This is a genomic window from Streptococcus mitis, assembly GCF_019929545.1.
Lineage (GTDB): Bacteria > Bacillota > Bacilli > Lactobacillales > Streptococcaceae > Streptococcus > Streptococcus mitis_BU.
The window spans coordinates 1-20,200 of the sequence record NZ_JAHZPT010000024.1 but is presented as its reverse complement, the minus strand read 5'-3'; the positions used below and the strand labels follow the sequence as shown (position 1 = coordinate 20,200).

10 protein-coding genes are annotated in these 20,200 nt (G+C 39.8%); all 10 read right to left on the bottom strand.

The features are described 5' to 3' along the window. Positions 1–48: 48 nt before the first annotated feature. A complete protein-coding gene (locus K1I71_RS07230; RefSeq protein WP_223330602.1) occupies positions 49–2,760 on the bottom strand; it encodes an SSURE domain-containing protein in 2,712 nt (903 codons plus the stop codon). A gap of 115 nt (positions 2,761–2,875) precedes the next feature. Continuing rightward, complete coding sequence (locus K1I71_RS07225; RefSeq protein WP_045606564.1) at positions 2,876–3,892, bottom strand: glycosyltransferase family 2 protein; 1,017 nt, start codon at positions 3,890–3,892, stop codon at positions 2,876–2,878. 355 nt (positions 3,893–4,247) lie between these two features. Then, positions 4,248–4,913 carry a potassium channel family protein gene (locus K1I71_RS07220; protein WP_223330610.1) on the bottom strand — a complete coding sequence of 222 codons (666 nt, stop codon included), beginning with the start codon at positions 4,911–4,913 and terminating at the stop codon, positions 4,248–4,250. 13 nt (positions 4,914–4,926) lie between these two features. Then, a complete protein-coding gene (locus tag K1I71_RS07215) occupies positions 4,927–6,303 on the bottom strand; it encodes a TrkH family potassium uptake protein (RefSeq protein ID WP_223330601.1) in 1,377 nt (458 codons plus the stop codon). Positions 6,304–6,336: 33 nt separating this feature from the next. Continuing rightward, complete coding sequence (locus K1I71_RS07210; protein ID WP_223330600.1) at positions 6,337–7,101, bottom strand: nucleoside phosphorylase; 765 nt, start codon at positions 7,099–7,101, stop codon at positions 6,337–6,339. Positions 7,102–7,313: 212 nt separating this feature from the next. After that, on the bottom strand, positions 7,314–7,871 hold the full coding sequence (locus K1I71_RS07205; RefSeq protein ID WP_223330599.1) for a sugar O-acetyltransferase: 558 nt from the start codon (positions 7,869–7,871) through the stop codon (positions 7,314–7,316). Positions 7,872–7,966: 95 nt separating this feature from the next. Then, positions 7,967–8,824, bottom strand: a complete 858-nt coding sequence (locus K1I71_RS07200; protein WP_223330598.1) for a VOC family protein — start codon at positions 8,822–8,824, stop codon at positions 7,967–7,969. Between the two features lie 264 nt (positions 8,825–9,088). Then, positions 9,089–12,196 (bottom strand): LPXTG cell wall anchor domain-containing protein, encoded by a 3,108-nt coding sequence (locus K1I71_RS09610; protein ID WP_398576681.1) that lies wholly within the window; start codon positions 12,194–12,196, stop codon positions 9,089–9,091. Positions 12,197–12,357: 161 nt separating this feature from the next. After that, positions 12,358–13,677, bottom strand: a complete 1,320-nt coding sequence (locus K1I71_RS07180) for a glycosyltransferase (protein ID WP_223330597.1) — start codon at positions 13,675–13,677, stop codon at positions 12,358–12,360. A gap of 206 nt (positions 13,678–13,883) precedes the next feature. Then, positions 13,884–20,072 (bottom strand): MucBP domain-containing protein, encoded by a 6,189-nt coding sequence (locus K1I71_RS07175; protein WP_223330596.1) that lies wholly within the window; start codon positions 20,070–20,072, stop codon positions 13,884–13,886. Positions 20,073–20,200: the final 128 nt, after the last annotated feature.

The following is a 20,200-nucleotide window of genomic DNA, read 5'->3' as shown; positions in this document are numbered from 1 at the left end:
ATCGATATCTGGATTTTTCAAATCCTAGATAGAAAGTCTGTAGCTAGACTAGTCATTTTCTTCTTTTTTAGCTTTCAAACCGAGGCCACCTAATAATCCTGCCAAGGCGAGTCCAAAGAATCCAAGAGTAGCCATTGATGTTTGGGCTTCACCAGTATATGGAAGCATGTCTTTTTGGTCTTTCATTTGATCAGCCATCATTGGAGTTGACTCCTTGTTAGTAGATACCATCTTGCCTTCACCAGACATTTTGCTTGAGGCTGCTGGAGCTTGATCTTGTTTCATGCTTGGTGTTGCCATAGGCTGGCTAGCATTCATGGTTTTGTCCTGCTCTTTGTTAGGCATCATCTTATCCTGACTAGCAGCTGGCATTTTAGATTTCATCTCATCTTGATTGGCACTAGGCATTTGAGCGTTCATCTTAGATGCATCTTGATGACTATTCATCATTGGAGCCGGCATAGCTGAACCATTAGAAGATGGGACGAAACCTGACTGCATCGGAATCAGAGACTGATGTCCATGCAAGTTCACTATCAAATCTTTTGTCGCTACGAGATTGCTCAAATCAGCCTTGCCATCTTTGGCACCGTATACCTTGATAGTTGCCTTGTAGCTTTGAGTGCCGTTTTGTTTCAAGAGGTCTAGAAGTTCTTTATCTGATTTGCCTTGAGTTCCTGCCAAGTCTACTTCGTAGAAGTAAAGGCCTTTGCCCAATTTTTCCACTGGTGGAAGAGCGGGGTTTTTAGCTGAACCGTTGTCTGACCATGGGGCTTTGTCTGAGGCTTTCAAGATAAGGCGGGTTAACATACCGTCACCAGCGAAGAATTCGTATGGAATGACTTGGTTGACACCAGCTGTGAATGGCCCTGGGAAATTCGCTTTATCCAAATAAGTAGCTGGGACGTCTACTGTATCTTTAGTATTGTCAGCTACGCCTTTTTGCACTTCAGCTGGAGTAGTTAAGCCGTTCAAGTTGACATCCAAATCCTTAGTCGCTACGAGATTGCTCAAGTCTGCCTTGCCATCTTTAGCACCGTACACCTTGATAGTAGCTTTATAACTTTGAGTTCCGTTTTGTTTCAAGAGGTCAAGCAACTCTTTATCTGATTTACCTTGAGTTCCTGCCAAATCTACTTCGTAGAAGTAGAGACCTTTGCCCAATTTTTCTACTGGTGGAAGAGCTGGATTTTTAGCTGAACCATTGTCTGACCATGGAGCCTGGTCGGATGCTTTCAAGATAAGGCGAGTTAACATACCATCACCAGCGAAGAATTCATATGGGATAACTTGGTTAACACCGGCTGTGAATGGGCCTGGGAAATTCGCTTTATCCAAGTAAGTGGCTGGGACATCTACTGTATCTTTGGTGTTGTCGGCTACGCCTTTTTGAACTTCAGCTGGGGTGGTTAAGCCATTCAAATTGACATCCAAATCCTTAGTCGCTACCAAATTAGTTAAGTCAGGCTTGCCGTCTTTTGCACCGTACACTTTGATGGTTGCCTTGTAGCTTTGAGTACCGTTTTGTTTTAACAAGTCTAACAAATCTTTGTCTGATTTTCCTTGAGTCCCTGCCAAATCCACTTCGTAGAAGTAAAGGCCTTTGCCCAATTTTTCTACTGGTGGGAGAGCTGGATTTTTAGCTGATCCGTTGTCTGACCATGGAGCTTTGTCTGATGCTTTCAAAATCAAACGAGTTAACATACCGTCACCAGCGAAGAACTCGTATGGGATTACTTGGTTAACACCTGCTGTGAATGGACCTGGGAAGTTAGCCTTGTCCAAGTAAGTAGCTGGAACATCTACTGTGTCTTTGGTGTTATCAGCCACACCTTTTTGAACTTCAGCTGGAGTGGTTAAGCCGTTCAAGTTGACATCCAGATTCTTAATCGCTACGAGATTGCTCAAATCGGCCTTACCATCTTTTGCACCGTACACTTTGATAGTTGCCTTGTAACTTTGAGTGCCATTCTGTTTCAAAAGGTCAAGAAGCTCTTTATCAGATTTTCCTTGAGTCCCTGCCAAATCCACTTCGTAGAAGTAAAGGCCTTTGCCCAATTTTTCTACTGGTGGGAGAGCTGGATTTTTAGCTGATCCGTTGTCTGACCATGGTGCCTTGTCAGAAGCTTTCAAGATCAAACGAGTCAACATACCGTCACCAGCGAATAGTTCGTATGGGATAACTTGGTTAACACCGGCTGTGAATGGACCTGGGAAGTTGGCTTTGTCCAAGTAGGTAACTGGAACATCCACTGTGTCTTTAGTATTGTCAGCCACACCTTTTTGTACTTCAGCTGGAGTGGTTGCTGGCTGAGCTTCATTTGCTTCACGGTCTTGTCCAGTAACTGCAGGAGCAGGATTTGTCGCAGGTTTAACCGCATCTTCTGTTTCTTTCTTAGATTCTGGTTTTGCTTGCACTTCTTCTTTTGGTGCTACTACTTGGTCTTTAGCAGCCACATCCGCTTTCTCTGGAGAGTTTGTAGTATCCAAGCTTGCTTTAGGTGCTGAGTCTGCCTGTTCTGAAGGAAGAGCTGTATCGACTGCTTCTTTGAGAAGTTCTGCTGGTAAGTCGCTCTTTTCACTCACCGAAGCAGCGTCTGGCACGACTTGAGCAGGGGTTGGATTGACTACATCGGCACGCACTGAACTTGGTTGCCCAACTAGAACAAAGAAGCCACTAGCCACAACAACTGAGGCAACACCGACACTAAGACGGCGAATAGACCAACGAGTATATCTTTGATTTGGATTGAATTTCATAGGATTCTCCTTAGAGTTTTTCTTTATTTGATGACTCTAGTATAATCTCCTAAAATTAAAAAGGATTAAGAAAAAGTTAAAATTTTTCTTAAATCCCTCTTATAAAATACTTATATTAATTAAATCCATAAACAGATTTGGTGATTTGATAGACGACATTGGAAAGTTTGCGAGCTGGCAAGACGGAATGTTTGGTCAAACGGCTGAGCATAGTCTTACGAATAGCTTGAAAGACCTCTGGATTTTCCTGCTGAATATAGGTCCACAGCTCCCGTTTTTTGGCCAGATGCTCCGCTGTTCCAGCTCGATTGAGCAAGGCACTGGAAATAACTGTCGTAATCTCAATATGATTCAGCAGGTATTCTCTCATTTTGGGGTGGCTTACTTTAGATAAATCAAGCTGGTCTACCAAGAGTCGATTGACCTTAAGTTGCTGGTCAATACGCTTAATCATCACTTGCTCGTTGACAGACTGATCCTCACGCCCAATCAAATAACGATAGAAATCAACAGGCAGATAGTACATGGTCTTGACCTGCTGAAGGGGGGTAAAGACAAAAAGATTATCGACATAAAAAGTATGTTCAGGCAGTTGGAACTGGCTCTCTCGCAACAAATCTGTCCGGTATATCAGCGAGTGCATCATGATATACTGACCTTTTGAGAAATTTCCGACCTGGTCCCAGCCAAAAATCTGCTGGACAGGCAAGACTGACTCATAACTCATACTCTTCTTACGAGACTGACCTTCCTTTTCATAGACAAAATTGGTCACAAAGGCATCCACCTCTTGATCTTCACTCTCTAGTTCTTGCAAGGTTTCCAAAATTTTCAGATAAGCACGGGGATCCACCCAGTCATCACTATCAACTACTTTAAAATAACGACCAGAAGCTTCTGCCAAGCCACGATTGACAGCACCGCCATGGCCCTTATTTTCCTGATAAATGGCTCTAACGATGCTAGGATACTTGCGGGCTAAACGCTCAGCGATTTCCTGAGTCTGGTCCTGAGACCCATCATTGATAATCAAAATCTCAACTTGCTCACCACCAATCACTAGCGACTCCACACAGTAATGAAGATAGGCAGCGGCATTATAGCTAGGAATGGCGATAGACAATAACTTCATAATCTACTCCTTTAGGGGACTGATTTTTTCTTATACTCAATGAAAATCAAAGAGCAAACTAGGAAACTAGCCGCAGGTTGCTCAAAGCACTGCTTTGAGGTTGCAGATAGAACTGACGAAGTCAGCTCAAAATACTGTTTTGAGGTTGTGGATAGAACTGACGAAGTCAGTAACCATACCTACGGCAAGGCGACGTTGACGTGGTTTGAATTTGATTTTCGAAGAGTATTACTCTCTCTTGTCACTTCTTTCTATTCTACCATAAAGTCCAGCTTTTGAAGGACTTTTACTAGAATACAAGAGTTGCTATCTCTATTTGCTATTTTGGACATCAAAAAAGAGGGGATCCCCCTCCTTACGAATTTAATTCTGCCAAATCATCTAGATACTGGTTGTTAATGACCGCCATGATATAGGCATCTGACCTCAAGAGATCATTAGGACCAAACTGGACGTCCAGTGGTGAATTTTCTTGTTCACGGAATCCTAGGACATTGAGGTTGTATTTGCCACGTAGATCCAGCTGGCTCAGACTTTGACCTGCCCAAACACTCGGAATCTTCATCTCCACGATAGACACATTTTTATCCAGCTGAAAGACGTCAACATTGTTATGAAAGAGAATGGTCTGCGCTAGAGACTGCCCCATTTCATACTCAGGTGAAATCACCGAGTCAGCACCGATTTTTTCTAGCACCTTCTTGGCTGTCTGGCTTTTGACCTTGGCAATAACCCTTGGTACCCCCAAACTCTTACAATGCATGACTGCAAGCACACTCGACTCTAGATTTTCTCCTGTTGCCACTACAACCGTATCACAGGTATCAATTCCTGCAGTTCTGAGGAGTTCCTCATCTGTGATATCGCCAACAACTCCACGCGCTAAAACAGGCTCAAATTGATTGATGTGCTCTGCGTGGTCATCAATGGCAATGATATTCATATCTTGCTTGGCGAGGGCCGTCAGGACACTACTCCCAAAAATCCCCAAGCCTAAAATTCCAATCGTACGATCTGACATCATTCTTCCTTTCTTATCCAATACTAATATCTGCTTTCATATACTGAATCAAATCTTTCTTATCAGGCTGGTAGTCAGCTAGACTAACCAGCAAGGTCAAGGGACCGATACGGCCAATAAACATGAGCACCATGATAATGCTAAGAGCTAACTTGCCTAATTCTGGTGTCAGATTTGCCGTTACCCCAACTGTCGCAAGAGCTGAAATGGTCTCAAACATGAGGTAAATAAATCGCGGTGTTCCTTCTGCCGTAATTCCCAACAACATCAAGCCCAACAAGAAGGTCATCAAAAAGATAATGAAGACACTAAAGGATTTTTGGACTGTTCGAGCCTCAATAGTTCTCTGCGCAACATTGGCATGAGGTAAGCCCAGCAATTCACTACGCGCAAAGACCAATAAGACAAAGAGAGTCGTAATCTTGAGCCCCCCAGCCGTTCCTCCAGGCGCCCCTCCGAGAAACATCTGTAAGATATAGATAAACAAGGTCACAGGCCGAGCTTGGGTGTAGTCAATAGAGGCAAAGCCAGCTGTTCTCATGCTGACGGTTTGGAAAAAGCTGACCAACACTTTCTCTGGAACACTGAGATTGCCAATGGTTCCTGGATTGTGCCACTCCGTAAAGAGTGTGGATACTGTCCCAAACAGCAAGATCCCTGCAGTCAAGAATAGAACCAGCTTGGTGTGGAAACGCAGACGGCGTTTTTTCTTGTCAAACTGGGTTGCCAAGTCAAACCAGACCATAAAGCCGAGACCACCCGTGATAATCAAGCCAGCAATGACTAGATTGATTAAGGGATCCGTCTGAAAAGCCACTAAACTACTACTGCCGAAATTATCAAAACCAGCATTACAAAAGGCTGAAATGGCTAAAAAGATAGAGGTGAAAATGCCTCGCCCCCAGCCGAACTCAGGAATAAAACGGAAACTAAGAAGAAAAGCTCCCAAACCCTCTACCAGAAAAGTCGTCAAAAAGATGGAACGCATAAAGGCTTTCAGCGACCGAGTCTCCCCGTAACTAAAGCTTTCCTGAATAGTTTCACGACTGCGAAGACTGAGCTTTTGCTTCCCCTGAATATAAAAGACCCCGATAAAAGTCATGAGCCCCAGACCACCAATCTGTATCAAGAGCATACAAATCAACTGCCCCCAGACATTATAGGTAGTAGCTACCGGTTGCGTAGAAAGGCCGGTTACACAGACCATAGACACCGTCGTAAAGAGATGGTCAAAATAAGTGGCCTGCGAACCACTCGCCTGAACAAAAGGCAAACTCAAAAGGAGAGAACCTATAAAAATAACTCCAGCGAAACTTAAAAAGATGCGACGAGCTGGTGAAAGTCCACCCAAGGCCCTTTCAATTTTTTTCACAAATAATTTGAATAACATACATCCATTGTACCATAAAAAGTAGGAGAGTAGCTAGATCTGAAAGGCAATCTCAAGACAGAGTTCCAAAGCCTTCTCGAAAGCTTCTGAACCCCAGTTACGACTGTCGTACTGGTCCAAGTCTGCTAAAGAATCAGCTGTGAACAACAATTCTCCCCAGAGAACCCCACGCAGTTGGGCTACTGCCGCAAGCGCAGAACACTCCATCTCCACAACAGCACAGCCTTCTCCCTTACGATAAGCCACCTTTTCAGCCGTTTCTCGGTAAAAACCGTCTGTCGTCCAGGTCATGACTTCTTCATAAGGAATCCCTCTGGCTTCCAACACTCGCTCAATGGTAGCAATAGCCTCTGGCTGAATTTCCATATAACGAGAAGGTGTCACATAGTGATAACTAGCTCCTTCATCTCGCAGAGCGCGAACAGGAACTAGAAAGGCATTTTCTTCTATATCAGCCAGCACACCACAGGTTCCAGTGGAAATAATCTGCTCCACACCATAGCCAATCAACCAATCCATAAATTGGGCTGCTGGAGCTGAGCCGACAGGTGCCTGAGCCAGACAGATCTCCTCGCCTTTGTGGTTCACGACATAGACTGGATAGGTCTTGGTGGCTGAAACGAATTCGCCGACACAGTCCGCCCCTACTTCCCTCGCATAGCGGTCAATCTCCTCACCTAAAAAAGCATAGACACACTTCTTGGGCAAGTGCAAGTCCAGCCCCTCGTGATTGGGCATGATAACCGCATGAGGATTGTCATCAAACTCTAAAATGGGAATCGCATGTTTCTGAATCATAACCCACCTCCTCTAATTTTGTACTATTGTATCAAAAGCTGACCGAGTGTCAAGGAGGAGAATGATAAATTGAGGAGAAAAAAGCATCCCAGTTACAAGATGCTTTTAAATTAATCAATGAAGCAAACTTTCTAAGAGATAGAGTAGGTAAATGTGGGCTGAGTAAAAGATGATGAAACCTACAAAAAAACCTCCGCTGTTCCTTTTTACTTCTATTTCACAGGTATCTCCTTAATCACACGCGCAGGATTGCCAGCTAGGACAACGTTGTCGCCAAAGGACTTAGTGATTACAGCCCCTGCTCCAGCAACAACATTATTGCCCAGTGTCACTCCAGGAAGGACAATAACACCACCTCCAGCCCAGAAATTGTCTCCGATAGTAATAGGCTTGCCGTATTCCACACCTGAATTACGTTCCTGCGGGTCCAATGGATGGAGGGGAGTCAAGAACTGACAGTTGGGACCAATCATAGCATTGTCCCCGATGCGAATCGGACAAACATCCAGCATGGTCAAGTTCCAATTAGAATAAAAATTTTCCCCTAGATGGATGTTGACACCGTAGTCCACCATCAAGCGAGTGTTGATATAAAGATTTTTCCCGGTCGAGCCAAACCAAGTCTTGATAATCTCTGCCCCTTTCAAGGGATCTTCTTCATTGTTAAAAGCAGCCTGTTTTTGGCGAGAAGCCTGAGCCAAGGTCCGCAATTCTGGGTCCGATGGACGGTAAACCTCTCCCGCTATCATTTTCTGATATTCACTGGTCATTGTATTCTTCTCCTTATTCTCTACTATCATATCAAATTTTCCCCGTATCTGACTAGGATAAGGAGCACTTTCTACAATTGATGTTCTGATTATCATCACATCCTGTCTAAGCGGATACGAGTCACAATTCTGTCTGGGTCTGTGATTTCCAACTGGCTCGATGTCAGCCACTTGATTGGTGCATCAACTTCTTGTGCTCGTTGCGCAATCGTTAACAGTTCTTCTTTACGAGCTACCTCAATAACATAATAGGCTAAACCTGGTAGACCTTGCTTACGCGAAGCCAAACCTTTTCCTCCCCATTCATTGACTGCCAAATGATGATGGTAGTCCCCAGCTGCAATCCAACTGACACTAGGCACACTGAATTTATCCTCTAGCCCTAACACCTTTTGATAAAACTGGCTGGACTTTCGACCATCCTTGACGGAAAGATGAATATGCCCCATTCTCGTGCCTTCTGCTAGGATAAAGGGCTCTACTCTTTCCCCCAACTCATAGATATCCTGCGCCGCAAGGGCGTCAGTGACCCCTATAATACGACCGTCTTCTCGAATATCCCATGTGGAAACTGGCTTATCTCGATAGAGTTCAATGCCATTTCCCTCCAAATCTTCCAAGTAAATAGCTTCACTGTAACCATGGTCTGCACCGCCGACAAGAGGAATCTGCAAATCCGTCAGGTGTTTCAAGACATCGCCCAAATCCTTTCGTGTCGGCAAGAGAATAGCCAGATGGTAAAGGCCATAATGTTCCCTTACTTCACCGCTCTCTTTTGTTTGAATCAGCTGTACCAAGGCTGTTCCTCCAAGTCCCAGAACGACCTCTGTCTCAGTTTGAGATAAGATTTCTAAACCAAGCACTTGCTGATAAAAGGCAGTTTGACTTGCCAAATCCTTTACATTTAAAACTGCCTCTGCTAAATAAATGTGGCTCTTGTATTCATAGGTCATAAATGGTTCTCTTTTCTCATTGTAATTCTTTTTATTACAGCTATTATATAATTTCCATCAAGAAAGTCAAGCCAGACAACTTATAGATGATAATTCTGTCATCTTGTCTATATGGGATTAGAACGAGAAAAATATACAGAGAATTGATAATCAAACCATTGAAAATTTTTAACCAGCTCTAAGATGACTCTCATCTCAACTTCAACAGAAAAGGAGCGGATATGATATCCTACTCCTTATTCTTGTCAGAAAATCTAATTTGAATTAGTCTTCTTTTTTCTTGCGAGCAAGAAATCCAAATCCACTCAAGACACCTAAAAGTCCAAGTGCTGCTAGGCTAGCGTTAGCTTCTGTACCTGTGTTTGGAAGTTCAGCTTGTCCTGTTTGAGGTAACTCTTCCCCATATTCTGAGTGTTCCCCATGAGATGACTTGTTCTCTTTTTGGGCCACCGCTTCATCTTGATGAGAACCTTCTTGTTTTGTAGGTTCATCAATCTTAACAGAATTTGACTGAAGGTATTCTTGATCCTGTGGTTTCGTTACATCACCACCTATTAACTCAGTATATAAATGAGTAACAATACCATCTTTTTCATAGGTCATTGTATATCGATATTTCTTACCATTTTTCGATATGATATCAGATTTAGGAGCCAATTTACCAATTTGAATTGGAACGAGTTCTTCATTCGATTCAATAATAATATGGCGAGTAATCAATAATGGAGCTACAGAATGAACCGCTGGGTCACCTTTTTCACTTACAACTCCTTCTGGCAACGCTGGTTGTATTTCTGGTTCGCCCTTTTCGCTTACAACTCCTTCTGGCAACGCTGGCTGTACTTCTGGTTCACCCTTCTCACTTACAACTCCTTCTGGTAATGCTGGTCGTACTTCTGGTTCACCCTTCTCACTTACGACTCCTTCTGGTAATGCCGGCTGTACTTCTGGTTCACCTTTTTCACTAAAATATTCTACAAAGTCATAAATAACCGTTTTTTCATTTTCATCAACTGTACCCGTTTCTGACGCTGATGTAGCACGATGTCCTTTGTAAAAATAAGACTTACCATCTTTTTGAAGTATTGTTCCCACTTTAGGAGCAGTAGACGTATATTCATCTCCTATAGAAGCATCTTGTGTTAGTAGTTTTCCTGCTGCTATTTCAGTAGTTGTCCCTTCTAACATGTATTTCTCAAATACATTTCCACCAGTTGCTAGTTTATAGACATAGGTAATTTCAGTAGTTCCTGAAACAACTTTCCCTGTTTCTGTAGAAGAGCCTGTTTTCAGTCCTACTAGTTTATATTTTTTACCATCTTTGGTTATTTCTTGTAGTTTTACCGTTGTAGCATCATATGAAACCTCTTTGTTCGTTGTCGTTGGTGTTCCTACTACTACTTTTTGATTATCCTTATTTAAGTAATATTTAGTTTCTGTAGAAGATATCACTGCATCTTTAACAACATCTGTACTTTCTTTAATAGAAGTTCCATCCGCTAATTCATACTTAACAATGACACTACCTTTACTCTCAGTAGTTTCTGTTTCTTCCTTAGCGTAGATGTTTTTAACATTAGTTAGTTGATCACTAATATGGTAAGCACGGGTTGGTTGGTATAAGTCGTAATAATGAATTTCACTATAAATAGGCTCAGATATTGACGCATGTTGTTCATATTTCGTAGGTGCGGCAATTCTATATCGAACTCCATCTTTTTCATATTCTTTATATAATTGGCCTAATCCATATTGATATCTAGTATCTTCACTATAATATTTCGAACCAAAATAGCCAAATCTATAAGCTAAATAAGTTTTTTCTGGTTGATTAGAATCATGATCTTCACTAGGATAATAAGAATCTGTACTCTTATCTCCTAGTTTAAAATCTACATTTACTTCAAACACATTTTTTACAAAATTTGCATTTGTTGGAACTTGGTCGACATACTGAATTGCTTTATGAGCCTCTTTAAACTTCGTGACATTTGCTTTTTCACTCTCGTAGTTAGCAGTGTCTTTAAACTCTTCAATATTTCCAACAAATTTTGGTTCTACTTTATCTCGAGAATTTTTCCATCCTACTGTAATTTCTTTTTCGCCAAACATTTCTTTTAGCTTAGTTATATATTCTGTTACATCGTTATATTTTACAAACTTTCCGTTTTCTCTTATATAACCATTAAACTCCTGATGTACAGAATAAGTAGGACGATTCTTATTATCTACTGCATTTTTATTTGTTAATGTAACCTTATAGATTTCTTCCCATGTCTTTTCTTTTTCAGAGTTAGTGACATCTTCGTCTTTTAAATCTCTTAATCTCTCATCTAAAAGATTATTTAAGCCTTCCTCTAATGCTTTCTCATTAAAAAATGCACCCGCCGTATACGCTTCTTGTTCCGTTGCTGTAGAAACAGATTCTTTTAATGCTACCTCATTTTTTTCAACAACTAATATAGTATCTCCTTCCTTAATTCCACCATCAGTTGTTATATTTTCTTTTGTAAAATCTTTAGCATCATTTTCACCTTGTTTAAATGTTTCAACAGCCCAAGAATCATTGGCTGTAGTTGGTTTTGTGGCTAAAACATACTTCCCATATTTTCCTTCATCAGTTTCAGAAACTAACCAAACTCGACTACCTTCTTTAATATTGTTATAGCGAATACTTCCATCTTCATTATGCAAGTTTCCAGGATTTGCAGGTACTGTAATATCATTGAAAGTTGTTTCCTTAGTAGTCCCCTCATGTTTATCTACTTCTGTATCAATCTTATGATATTTTTCTCCGTTCTTTTCTAAAACTTTATCAGCTTCTTTGATTTTACTTAAAACATCATTAGTTAAATTTGCTACATTTCCTTCATAACGTTTGCCAAAAAGTCCACGAATTTTATAATCCATAGTAGTACTAGAAAGGTGTTTATCACCAACAGGAATTTCTACATCAGATTCTTCTTTCAGCACTTCGCCTTCTTTTGTGACATAAGAAATTTTTGAATCCTTAAAGTTATCTTCTCCTTGTTTTTTTATAGTTTCCTTTTCAACTCTGTCTAAATTATATTTGGCTCTACCTTCATTCTCGCGATGATTTCTTTCATATCCATCTTCTGTCCCCGTTGCATGATAATTCAAACCATCAAACACATGCATTTTTGGCATTGTATAACTACCCATACCATTACTCAATGTTTCCATTTTCACATTATCTTTTGCAGGTGTTACTGTAGTTTCATTAGCTGTATTTGCAGTTTCTTCAGCCAATACCGGACTAGCTCCAACAATCATCATCCCTAATAAAACTGATACTGCACCAATCCCTTTATATTTACGTAATGAATATTTTTGAATTGTATCTTTTTTCATAAGGTATTTTTCCTTTTATTTCTTTCTACTTATTATAAAAAATCATACTAACTATTTTAGTATATCACTTTCAGTTTCCTTTATCAAACAATTATACATAAAGGAAATTAAAAAAAATAGATAATAAGATATCCAATAAAATCTCATTATCTATTTCATTTTTAGGCGTTCATGAGTGATAAATATCTCTTAGAAACTTGTTCTTTTGAATATCGATTCACAAACTTACTTGTATTTTCTAGCTCGATTTCTTTATCGGTCTCATATAAACACTTGATAAGATGCGCTAACTCCTCTGGTGTATCATATAAGCAAATATCTGAGTTCTTAGATGCATAATATTGATGAGCAATTTCAACATTAGAAAGCAAGGGAATCAATCCAAAACTCATAGCTTCAACACAGGCATTGGCAAATAATTCCTTTTGGGAAGTTGAAATATAGCCATCATGTTCCCAATAAGGTACCTCATCTACATATCCAATCACATGGATGGTAGATGGCAAAGTTGGATACTCTTTCTTCAATTTGTCAATATCTCCACCATATAAGAATACCTCTACAGGAAGGCCTTCTTGTTCTAACTTCCTAAAGGTTTCTATAATCCATTCTACCCTTTTTACCTTACTCATATTCCCTACATAACAATAAGAACTTGGATTTATTCTTTTTGTGACTACTGAGGAAACTTGAGGTGCAAAAATCGGTGGCATAAATTGTGCGTGATACCCTAAATCTTGCAAGATTGATGTTAATACTTCTGAAGCTACTAAATATCTAGTTTTTCTTCTTAGATTATGAGCTGGATTTAGCAATACATTGTCATGGATATATTCCCAATAGAGACGGTTTGTATTTTCTACAAAGCGCCATAATTTGGGAGTCACCACGTTATGTTGATCTCGAATTAAGATGTCTTTCTTATCTGTAAGACTGATTAATACCTGAATCAATAAGTCTTCGTAGGTTAACCATTCTCCATCTTTATAATATAAATAATTGTCCTCCATCATATAAATGGGACTTGGTTCTTCTCTTGGCTTATAGTACCGTGCCCGCATCGCTGTCGAACCATCTCGATTTAACCATTCCAGTTCTTCTTTTTTATTTTTCTTTAAATATAATCCAGAAGTAAAATATAGGGTTTCTTCTTCTAATTCAATACTAGCCACAAATCCGTTAATCACAGTCATTTTTCCATTAGGATACCTATCAATGATATCGGAAGGACGAATACTTAATTCATCATGACCAATATCTGATTGATAATGGCTTACACTCACTAATTCATCCCTTTCAAAACCTATTTGTTCATAGCCTGCCTTCCAATCTGGTCGAACTTGAGGATGGGTTAAAATATATAGATGTCCCCAACCTAGATAATCTGCAATTTTCTTTCTAGACAATTGGGATGATTCAAAGCCATATTTTCTAACCTCTCTTTGCCAGAGTCCTGGATGTATTGTAACCATTTTAGTCATAACAATCTCCTATCATATACGGTAACCTTCGCGACTCATTTATCTGCACTTGTTTGTCAGAAAGATTTACTAATCTGAATTATATCATATGAATCATACTTTTACTAGATTCTATCAATATACCTAACATCTACTTAATACCCCAATACAAAAAGGAGCGGATATGATATCCTACTCCTTTTTCTTATCAGAAAATCTAATTAAAATTAGTCTTCTTTTTTCTTGCGAGCAACAAGTCCAAATCCACTCAAGACTCCAAGAAGTCCAAGTGCTGCTAGGCTAGCATTGTCTGCTGTACCAGTGTTTGGAAGTTCAGCTTGCCCTTTAGCTTCTGATGAAGCCGCTGGAGCTTGTGGTGCTTCACCATTTACTGGTGCTAATGGCATCGTTGGAGTTGCTGGAGCAGCCGGATTAGCCGGGTTAGCTGGTGTTGCTGGGTTAGCTGGTGTTGCTGGCTGACTTGGGTCTACAGGAACTACTGGAGTTTCTGGTTGACTTGGGTCTGTCGGTCTCACCGGATTTGTTGGATTTGTTGAAGGTGTTGCTGGAGAACCTGGTTTAGATGGAGTGAGTGATCCTCCATTTGTAGAATCTTCTTTGACTTCTTTATAAACGTAAGTAACTTCTGTTGTTCCTTCTGTTACTTTACCAGACTCTTCACCCTTAGTTGAAGTTGGTACAAGTACGTATACTTTACCATCTTTAGTAGTGATTGTAGCTGGCTTGTTATCACTTGTGTCATATGCTGAGCTTATAGAACCGTCAGTAGTGTCTTTAACGTCTTCTGCGATTGTGTTACCTGCTTCGTCTACATAATGAACTACTACGTTTCCTTTAACTTCTTTGTACACATATGTTACTTCTGTAGTTTTACCTGTTTCAACGCTTCCGTTTTCGTTACCTTTAGTTGATGCTGGTACTAGTTCGTATACTTTTCCTTCTGCAGTTGTAATACGAGTTGGTTTCACATCTTTATCCGTAGTGTTGTAAGCTGCACCTGGTTTACCGTCTTTAGTACCAACAACATCTGATTGGATTGTGTTTCCAGCTTCGTCTACATAGTGAATCACTACTTGTCCTGCTTTTTCGTAAACGTAAGTTACTTCTGTTTTACCTTCTACTACGTCTCCTGTTTCAGGTTTAGAATCGTCTTTAACAGCTTTTTCTGTTAAGTAGTAAACAGTTCCGTCTTTTTCGATTTTCTCTGGTTTGTTGTCAGTTGTATCGTATTTAGCGTTTAGAGAAGCACCCTTAGTATCTTCTTTATCTTCAGCAATTACGTTACCTTCTGTATCAACGTAGCGAACTACTACATCACCAGTGACTTCTTTATAAACGTAAGTAACTTCTGTTGTTCCTTCTGTTACTTTACCAGACTCTTCACCCTTAGTTGAAGTTGGTACAAGTACATATACTTTACCATCTTTTGTAGTGATTGTAGCTGGTTTGTTGTCACTTGTGTCATATGCTGAGCTTACAGATCCATCAGTCGTATCTTTAATGTCTTCTGCGATTGTGTTTCCAGCTTCGTCTACATAGTGAACGACTACGTTTCCTTTTACTTCTTTGTAGACATAAGTCACTTCTGTAGTTTTACCTGCTTCAACATCTCCAGTTTCGTTACCTTTAGTTGATGCTGGTACGAGTTCATATACTTTTCCTTCTGGAGTAGTGATACGAGTTGGTTTCATATCGTTATCAGAAGTATCATATTTAGCTCCTGGTTGACCATCTTTTGTATCAACAGCATCTGCTTGAAGAGTGTTTCCAGCTTCGTCTACGTAATGAACAAGAACGTTTCCTGCTTTTTCGTATACATAAGTGATTTCTGTAGTTCCTTCTACAACAGCACCGTTTTCTGGCTTAGAACCGTCTTTCAATTCTTTAGCTGTCAAGTAGTAAACTTGTCCATCTTTTTCAAGTTTAGCTGGTTTGTTGTCAGTTGTGTCATATTTCTCACTTAGTGATCCATTTTCTACATCTTTCGTATCTTCAGCAAGTGTGTTTCCTTCTGTATCAACGTAGTGAACGACGACATTACCAGTGATTTCTTTGTAGACGTAAGTTACTTCTGTCGTTTCTCCAGCTTTAACTTTACCTGTTTCATCACCTTTAGTTGACTGAGGGATTAATTCGTATACTTTACCTTCTGGAGTAGTGATACGGTTTGGTTTCATTCCGTTATCAGCAGTGTTGTAGTCTGAGTTTGGTTTACCGTCTTTTGTATCAACAGCATCTTCTTGAATAGTGTTACCTTTTTCGTCAGTGTAATGAACGACTACTTGTCCAGCTTTTTCGTAAACGTAAGTTACTTCAGTTTTACCTTCTACTACGTCTCCGTTTTCTGGTTTAGAGTCATCTTTAAGAGCTTTTTCTGTTAAGTAGTAAACAGTTCCGTCTTTTTCGATTTTCTCTGGTTTGTTGTCAGTTGTATCGTATTTAGAGTTTAGAGAAGCACCTTTCGTATCTTCTTTATCTTCAGCAATTACGTTACCTTCTGTGTCAACATAGTGAACGACTACATCACCAGTTACTTCTTTATAAACGTAGGTTACTTCTGTAGTTCCTTCAGTAACCTTACCAGTTTCAGCACCTTGAGTTGCTGTTGGTACTAATTGGTAAACTTTGCCTTCTGGAGTCGTAATACGTTCTGGTTTCATGCCGTTATCAGAAGTGTCATATGGTGTGCTAATTGATCCATCTGTTGTATCTTTAGCATCTTCAGCAATTTTGTTTCCTGCCTCATCTGTATAGTGAACTACTACATTCCCTTTAACTTCTTTATAAACGTAGGTTACTTCTTTCGTTTGACCTGATTCTACAGTACCTGTTTCATCACCTTTAGTTGATGCTGGGACTAGTTCGTATACTTTTCCTTCTGCAGTTGTGATACGAGTTGGTTTCATTCCGTTATCTGCAGTGTTGTATTCAGAACCTGGTTTTCCATTGTCAGTATCTTTAGCACCTGAAGCAATATCTTTACCGTCTGCAGTTCCTACTAATGGAGTTCCGTCTTCTGTTTGGTAATTAACGATTACTGATCCAGCTTTTTCATAAACGTAAGTTACATCAGTTTTACCTTCAACTACGTTTCCAGTTTCTGGTTTAGAATCATCTTTAAGACCAGCTTTTGTAATGTAGTATACAGTTCCGTCTTCTGCAGTGATTTTTTCTGGTTTGTTATCAACAGCAGTATCATATTTTTCGCTTAGAGATGCACCTTTAAGGTCGTCTTTATCAGCTGCGATTTTGTTACCTTCTGTGTCAACATAGTGAACTACTACATCACCAGTTACTTCTTTATAAACGTATGTTACTTCTTTCGTTTCTCCAGCTACTACTGTACCTGTTTCGGCACCTTTAGTTGCTGTTGGTACTAATTCGTATACTTTGCCTTCTGCAGTTGTGATACGAGCTGGTTTCATTCCGTTGTCAGAAGTATCATAATCTGATCCTGGTTTTCCATCTACAGTGTCTTTAGCACCTGAAGCTACATTTGCACCAGCTGGGTCAACACCTACTAATGGAGTTCCGTCTTCTGTTTGGTAGTTAACTACTACTTGTCCTGCTTTTTCGTAAACGTAAGTTACTGTAGTTGTTCCTTCAACTACGTCTCCCGCAGCTGGTTTAGAATCATCTTTAAGCTCTTTAGCTGTTAAGTAATATTTAACACCGTCTTTAGTGATTTCAGCTTTTTTGTGGTCTGCTGTATCGTATTTAACGTTTAGAGAAGCATCTGTTTCGTCTTTTTCGTCTTCAGCGATTACGTTACCTTCAGTATCTTCATACTTAACGACTACATTACCTTTAACTTCTTTATAAACGTATGTTACTTCTTTAGTTTCTCCAGCAACAACTTTACCAGTTTCGTCACCTTTAGTTGCTGTTGGTACTAGTTCGTATACTTTTCCTTCTGCAGTTGTGATGCGGTTTGGTTTCAATCCGTTGTCTGCAGTGTTGTAGTCAGTTCCTGCTTTAGCGTCTGTTGTGTCTTTAGCACCTGATTCCACATTTGCTCCATCTGCAGTTCCTACTAATGGAGTTCCGTCTTCTGTTTGGTAGTTAACGATTACTGATCCAGCTTTTTCGTAAACGTAAGTTACTGTAGTTGTCCCTTCAACAACATCACCTGTTGCTGGTTTAGAACCATCTTTCAATTCTTTAGTTGTTAAGTAATATTTAACACCATCTTTTTCGATAGATTCTTTTTTGTGATCAGCTGTGTCGTATTTAACATTTAGAGAAGCATCTGTTTCATCTTGTTCGTCATCAGCAAGTGTGTTACCTTCAGTATCTTCGTACTTAACAACTACGTTACCTTTCACTTCTTTATAAACGTAGGTTACTTCTTTCGTTACACCTGATTCTACTTCACCTTCTGGTTCACCTTCAGTTGATTCTGGAACCAGTTGGTAAACTTTTCCTTCCGCAGTTTTAATACGTTCTGGTTTCATTCCGTTATCTGCAGTGTTGTACTCTGTACCTGGTTTACCGTTATCAACATCTTTCGTACCTGAAGCTACAGTTTTGCTTTCATCTCCAACTACTGTTCCTGTAAGTGGAGTTCCATCTTCTGTTTTGTAGTTGACGATGACTGATCCAGCTTTTTCATAGATGTAAGTTACTTTTGTAACACCTTCTACTACTGTACCTTCTTCAGCTGGCGATGTAGTTTCTGTACCATTTACAGATGTTGTTGTACTTGCTTCGTTTAGGTAGTAAACATTTCCTTGTGCATCTGTAAGTTTTTGAGGTTTTTCATCTGCATTTTTTTTAGTGTTGTACGCTACGTTTTTAGGCGTTCTAACAGTCTTGTCTTCTACAACTACTTCTTGTCCATCAGCATTAACATAGTATTTCTCAGTTACTACTTCAGCTACTGTTTCAGGAGTATCAGTGTAAGGAGCTTTTAATTCTGTTCCGTCTTCTGTTTGGTAGTTAACTACTACAGAACCTTTTTTCTCTACTTCACGAGTTTTTTCTTCTGCATAAGTGTAAGTGATTGTTGTAGTACCACTTGCTAAACGGTATGCACGAAGAGGAGTGATTTCATCACGGTAAGTGTAAGTTTCATATTCCGCTTGAGGACCACTAAGGTTAAGAGTAAAATCACCACCACTTATAGCACTTGTTCCAGATTCATAAACCTCTGAATAATCCGCAGTTACATCCGATGTCGGTCTTCTTTTAGCATCAACTTGGTCTCCATTATCAACTGCTATAGCGCCTTTAACACCAGTTTTTGCGTCTAGCCCCACAGCAAAATATCGTTTAAAATTAAGAATGTTATCTTCTAATCCTTTTTCTTGAAGATAAGCAAGATACCCTTTTACAGTAGTTTTGTTCCTTTCTCCTGTTAAAGTATCTGGCGCAGCTTTAAATTTTTGAACCATTGCATATGTTCTATCTAGACTTGCACCATCCCCCTGTCCCGAATCCGAAAGGTCATCAGCTACATTGTCCTTAGGCGATAAAGGTATATAAGCTGATAAAGTAACATCCCCAGAGTTAACTGTTACATAAGTGTTTTTCTCAAGGACGAAAACATAGTCTCCTTCTTTGATTCCACCATCAGCTGTTACATTCGCTGAATTGAAGTCTTTTGCTGCTGCTTCTCCAGCTGTGAAAGCTTCTTTCAGTTTATCATCAGAAGTGATTGCACCTGAATCGGCTTGTACATATTTACCATATGTGCCTTTTCCAGTTTGTTCAACGATCCAAGCTTTTCCACCAGCTTTTACATTACCATAAGTGATTTTACCTTCTGCATTACTTAATCCTTCTGGAGTCAGTTTCGCAGTTACATCACCTAGAGTTGTGCTAGAATAATCTGAACCACCATCTCCAGTTGTTTCAACTTTAGGTTCTCCAATTAGGTGGTAAGTTTTCCCATCTTTTTCGATAGTTTCTTTCTTACCATTTTCTTTAGCGTCATTTAGGTCGCTATCTTCTGCATCTCCACCTGTAGTTTCTTTGAAAACTTCTCCTGATTTACCGAATACATCGTATGTCGTTTCGATAGTTTTGTCAGCACCAGAGTTTTGGTTTTTGTTTTCTTCTAATACAGTATTTCCTTCAGCAGTTACATATTTGTAATCTACTTTTCCAGTTTTAGTGATTGTTTTTGTATCACTTTCAGTTGGATTAGTATCAAAGTTCTTACCATTATTTGGATCCTCAATATTAGCTGTTTCTACAACTACTGAACCCTTATCATTTGAAATCGTTGTTGTGTTATCGCTGTTTTCTGTCATTGCCGCTTCAACGGTCTGCGTTCCAGCTGCCATTGCAAGGGCTGCACCGACAATCAGACCAACTGTACCGATTTTGACTGAGTCTGAACGGCCGTCTTTAAACTTACGAATGGAAAATTTTTCTTTTTTATTTATAAACATCCTTAGCATCCTTTACTGTTATTTTTACGGAATCTATGAGTTATCATATTATATCTCAAACTTGTAACCCTCAAAAGCCCCTCAATCCCTTTCCCCACCTAGGATTAGAGCATAAAAAATAGCATAAC

Bases quoted from the DNA above. Each gene is read 5' to 3' on its own strand.
- K1I71_RS07230 (WP_223330602.1), bottom strand. From the start codon at position 2,760: ATGAAATTCAATCCAAATCAAAGATATACTCGTTGGTCTATTCGCCGT.
- K1I71_RS07225 (WP_045606564.1), bottom strand. From the start codon at position 3,892: ATGAAGTTATTGTCTATCGCCATTCCTAGCTATAATGCCGCTGCCTAT.
- K1I71_RS07220 (WP_223330610.1), bottom strand. From the start codon at position 4,913: ATGTCAGATCGTACGATTGGAATTTTAGGCTTGGGGATTTTTGGGAGT.
- K1I71_RS07215 (WP_223330601.1), bottom strand. From the start codon at position 6,303: ATGTTATTCAAATTATTTGTGAAAAAAATTGAAAGGGCCTTGGGTGGA.
- K1I71_RS07210 (WP_223330600.1), bottom strand. From the start codon at position 7,101: ATGATTCAGAAACATGCGATTCCCATTTTAGAGTTTGATGACAATCCT.
- K1I71_RS07205 (WP_223330599.1), bottom strand. From the start codon at position 7,871: ATGACCAGTGAATATCAGAAAATGATAGCGGGAGAGGTTTACCGTCCA.
- K1I71_RS07200 (WP_223330598.1), bottom strand. From the start codon at position 8,824: ATGACCTATGAATACAAGAGCCACATTTATTTAGCAGAGGCAGTTTTA.
- K1I71_RS09610 (WP_398576681.1), bottom strand. From the start codon at position 12,196: ATGAAAAAAGATACAATTCAAAAATATTCATTACGTAAATATAAAGGG.
- K1I71_RS07180 (WP_223330597.1), bottom strand. From the start codon at position 13,677: ATGACTAAAATGGTTACAATACATCCAGGACTCTGGCAAAGAGAGGTT.
- K1I71_RS07175 (WP_223330596.1), bottom strand. From the start codon at position 20,072: ATGTTTATAAATAAAAAAGAAAAATTTTCCATTCGTAAGTTTAAAGAC.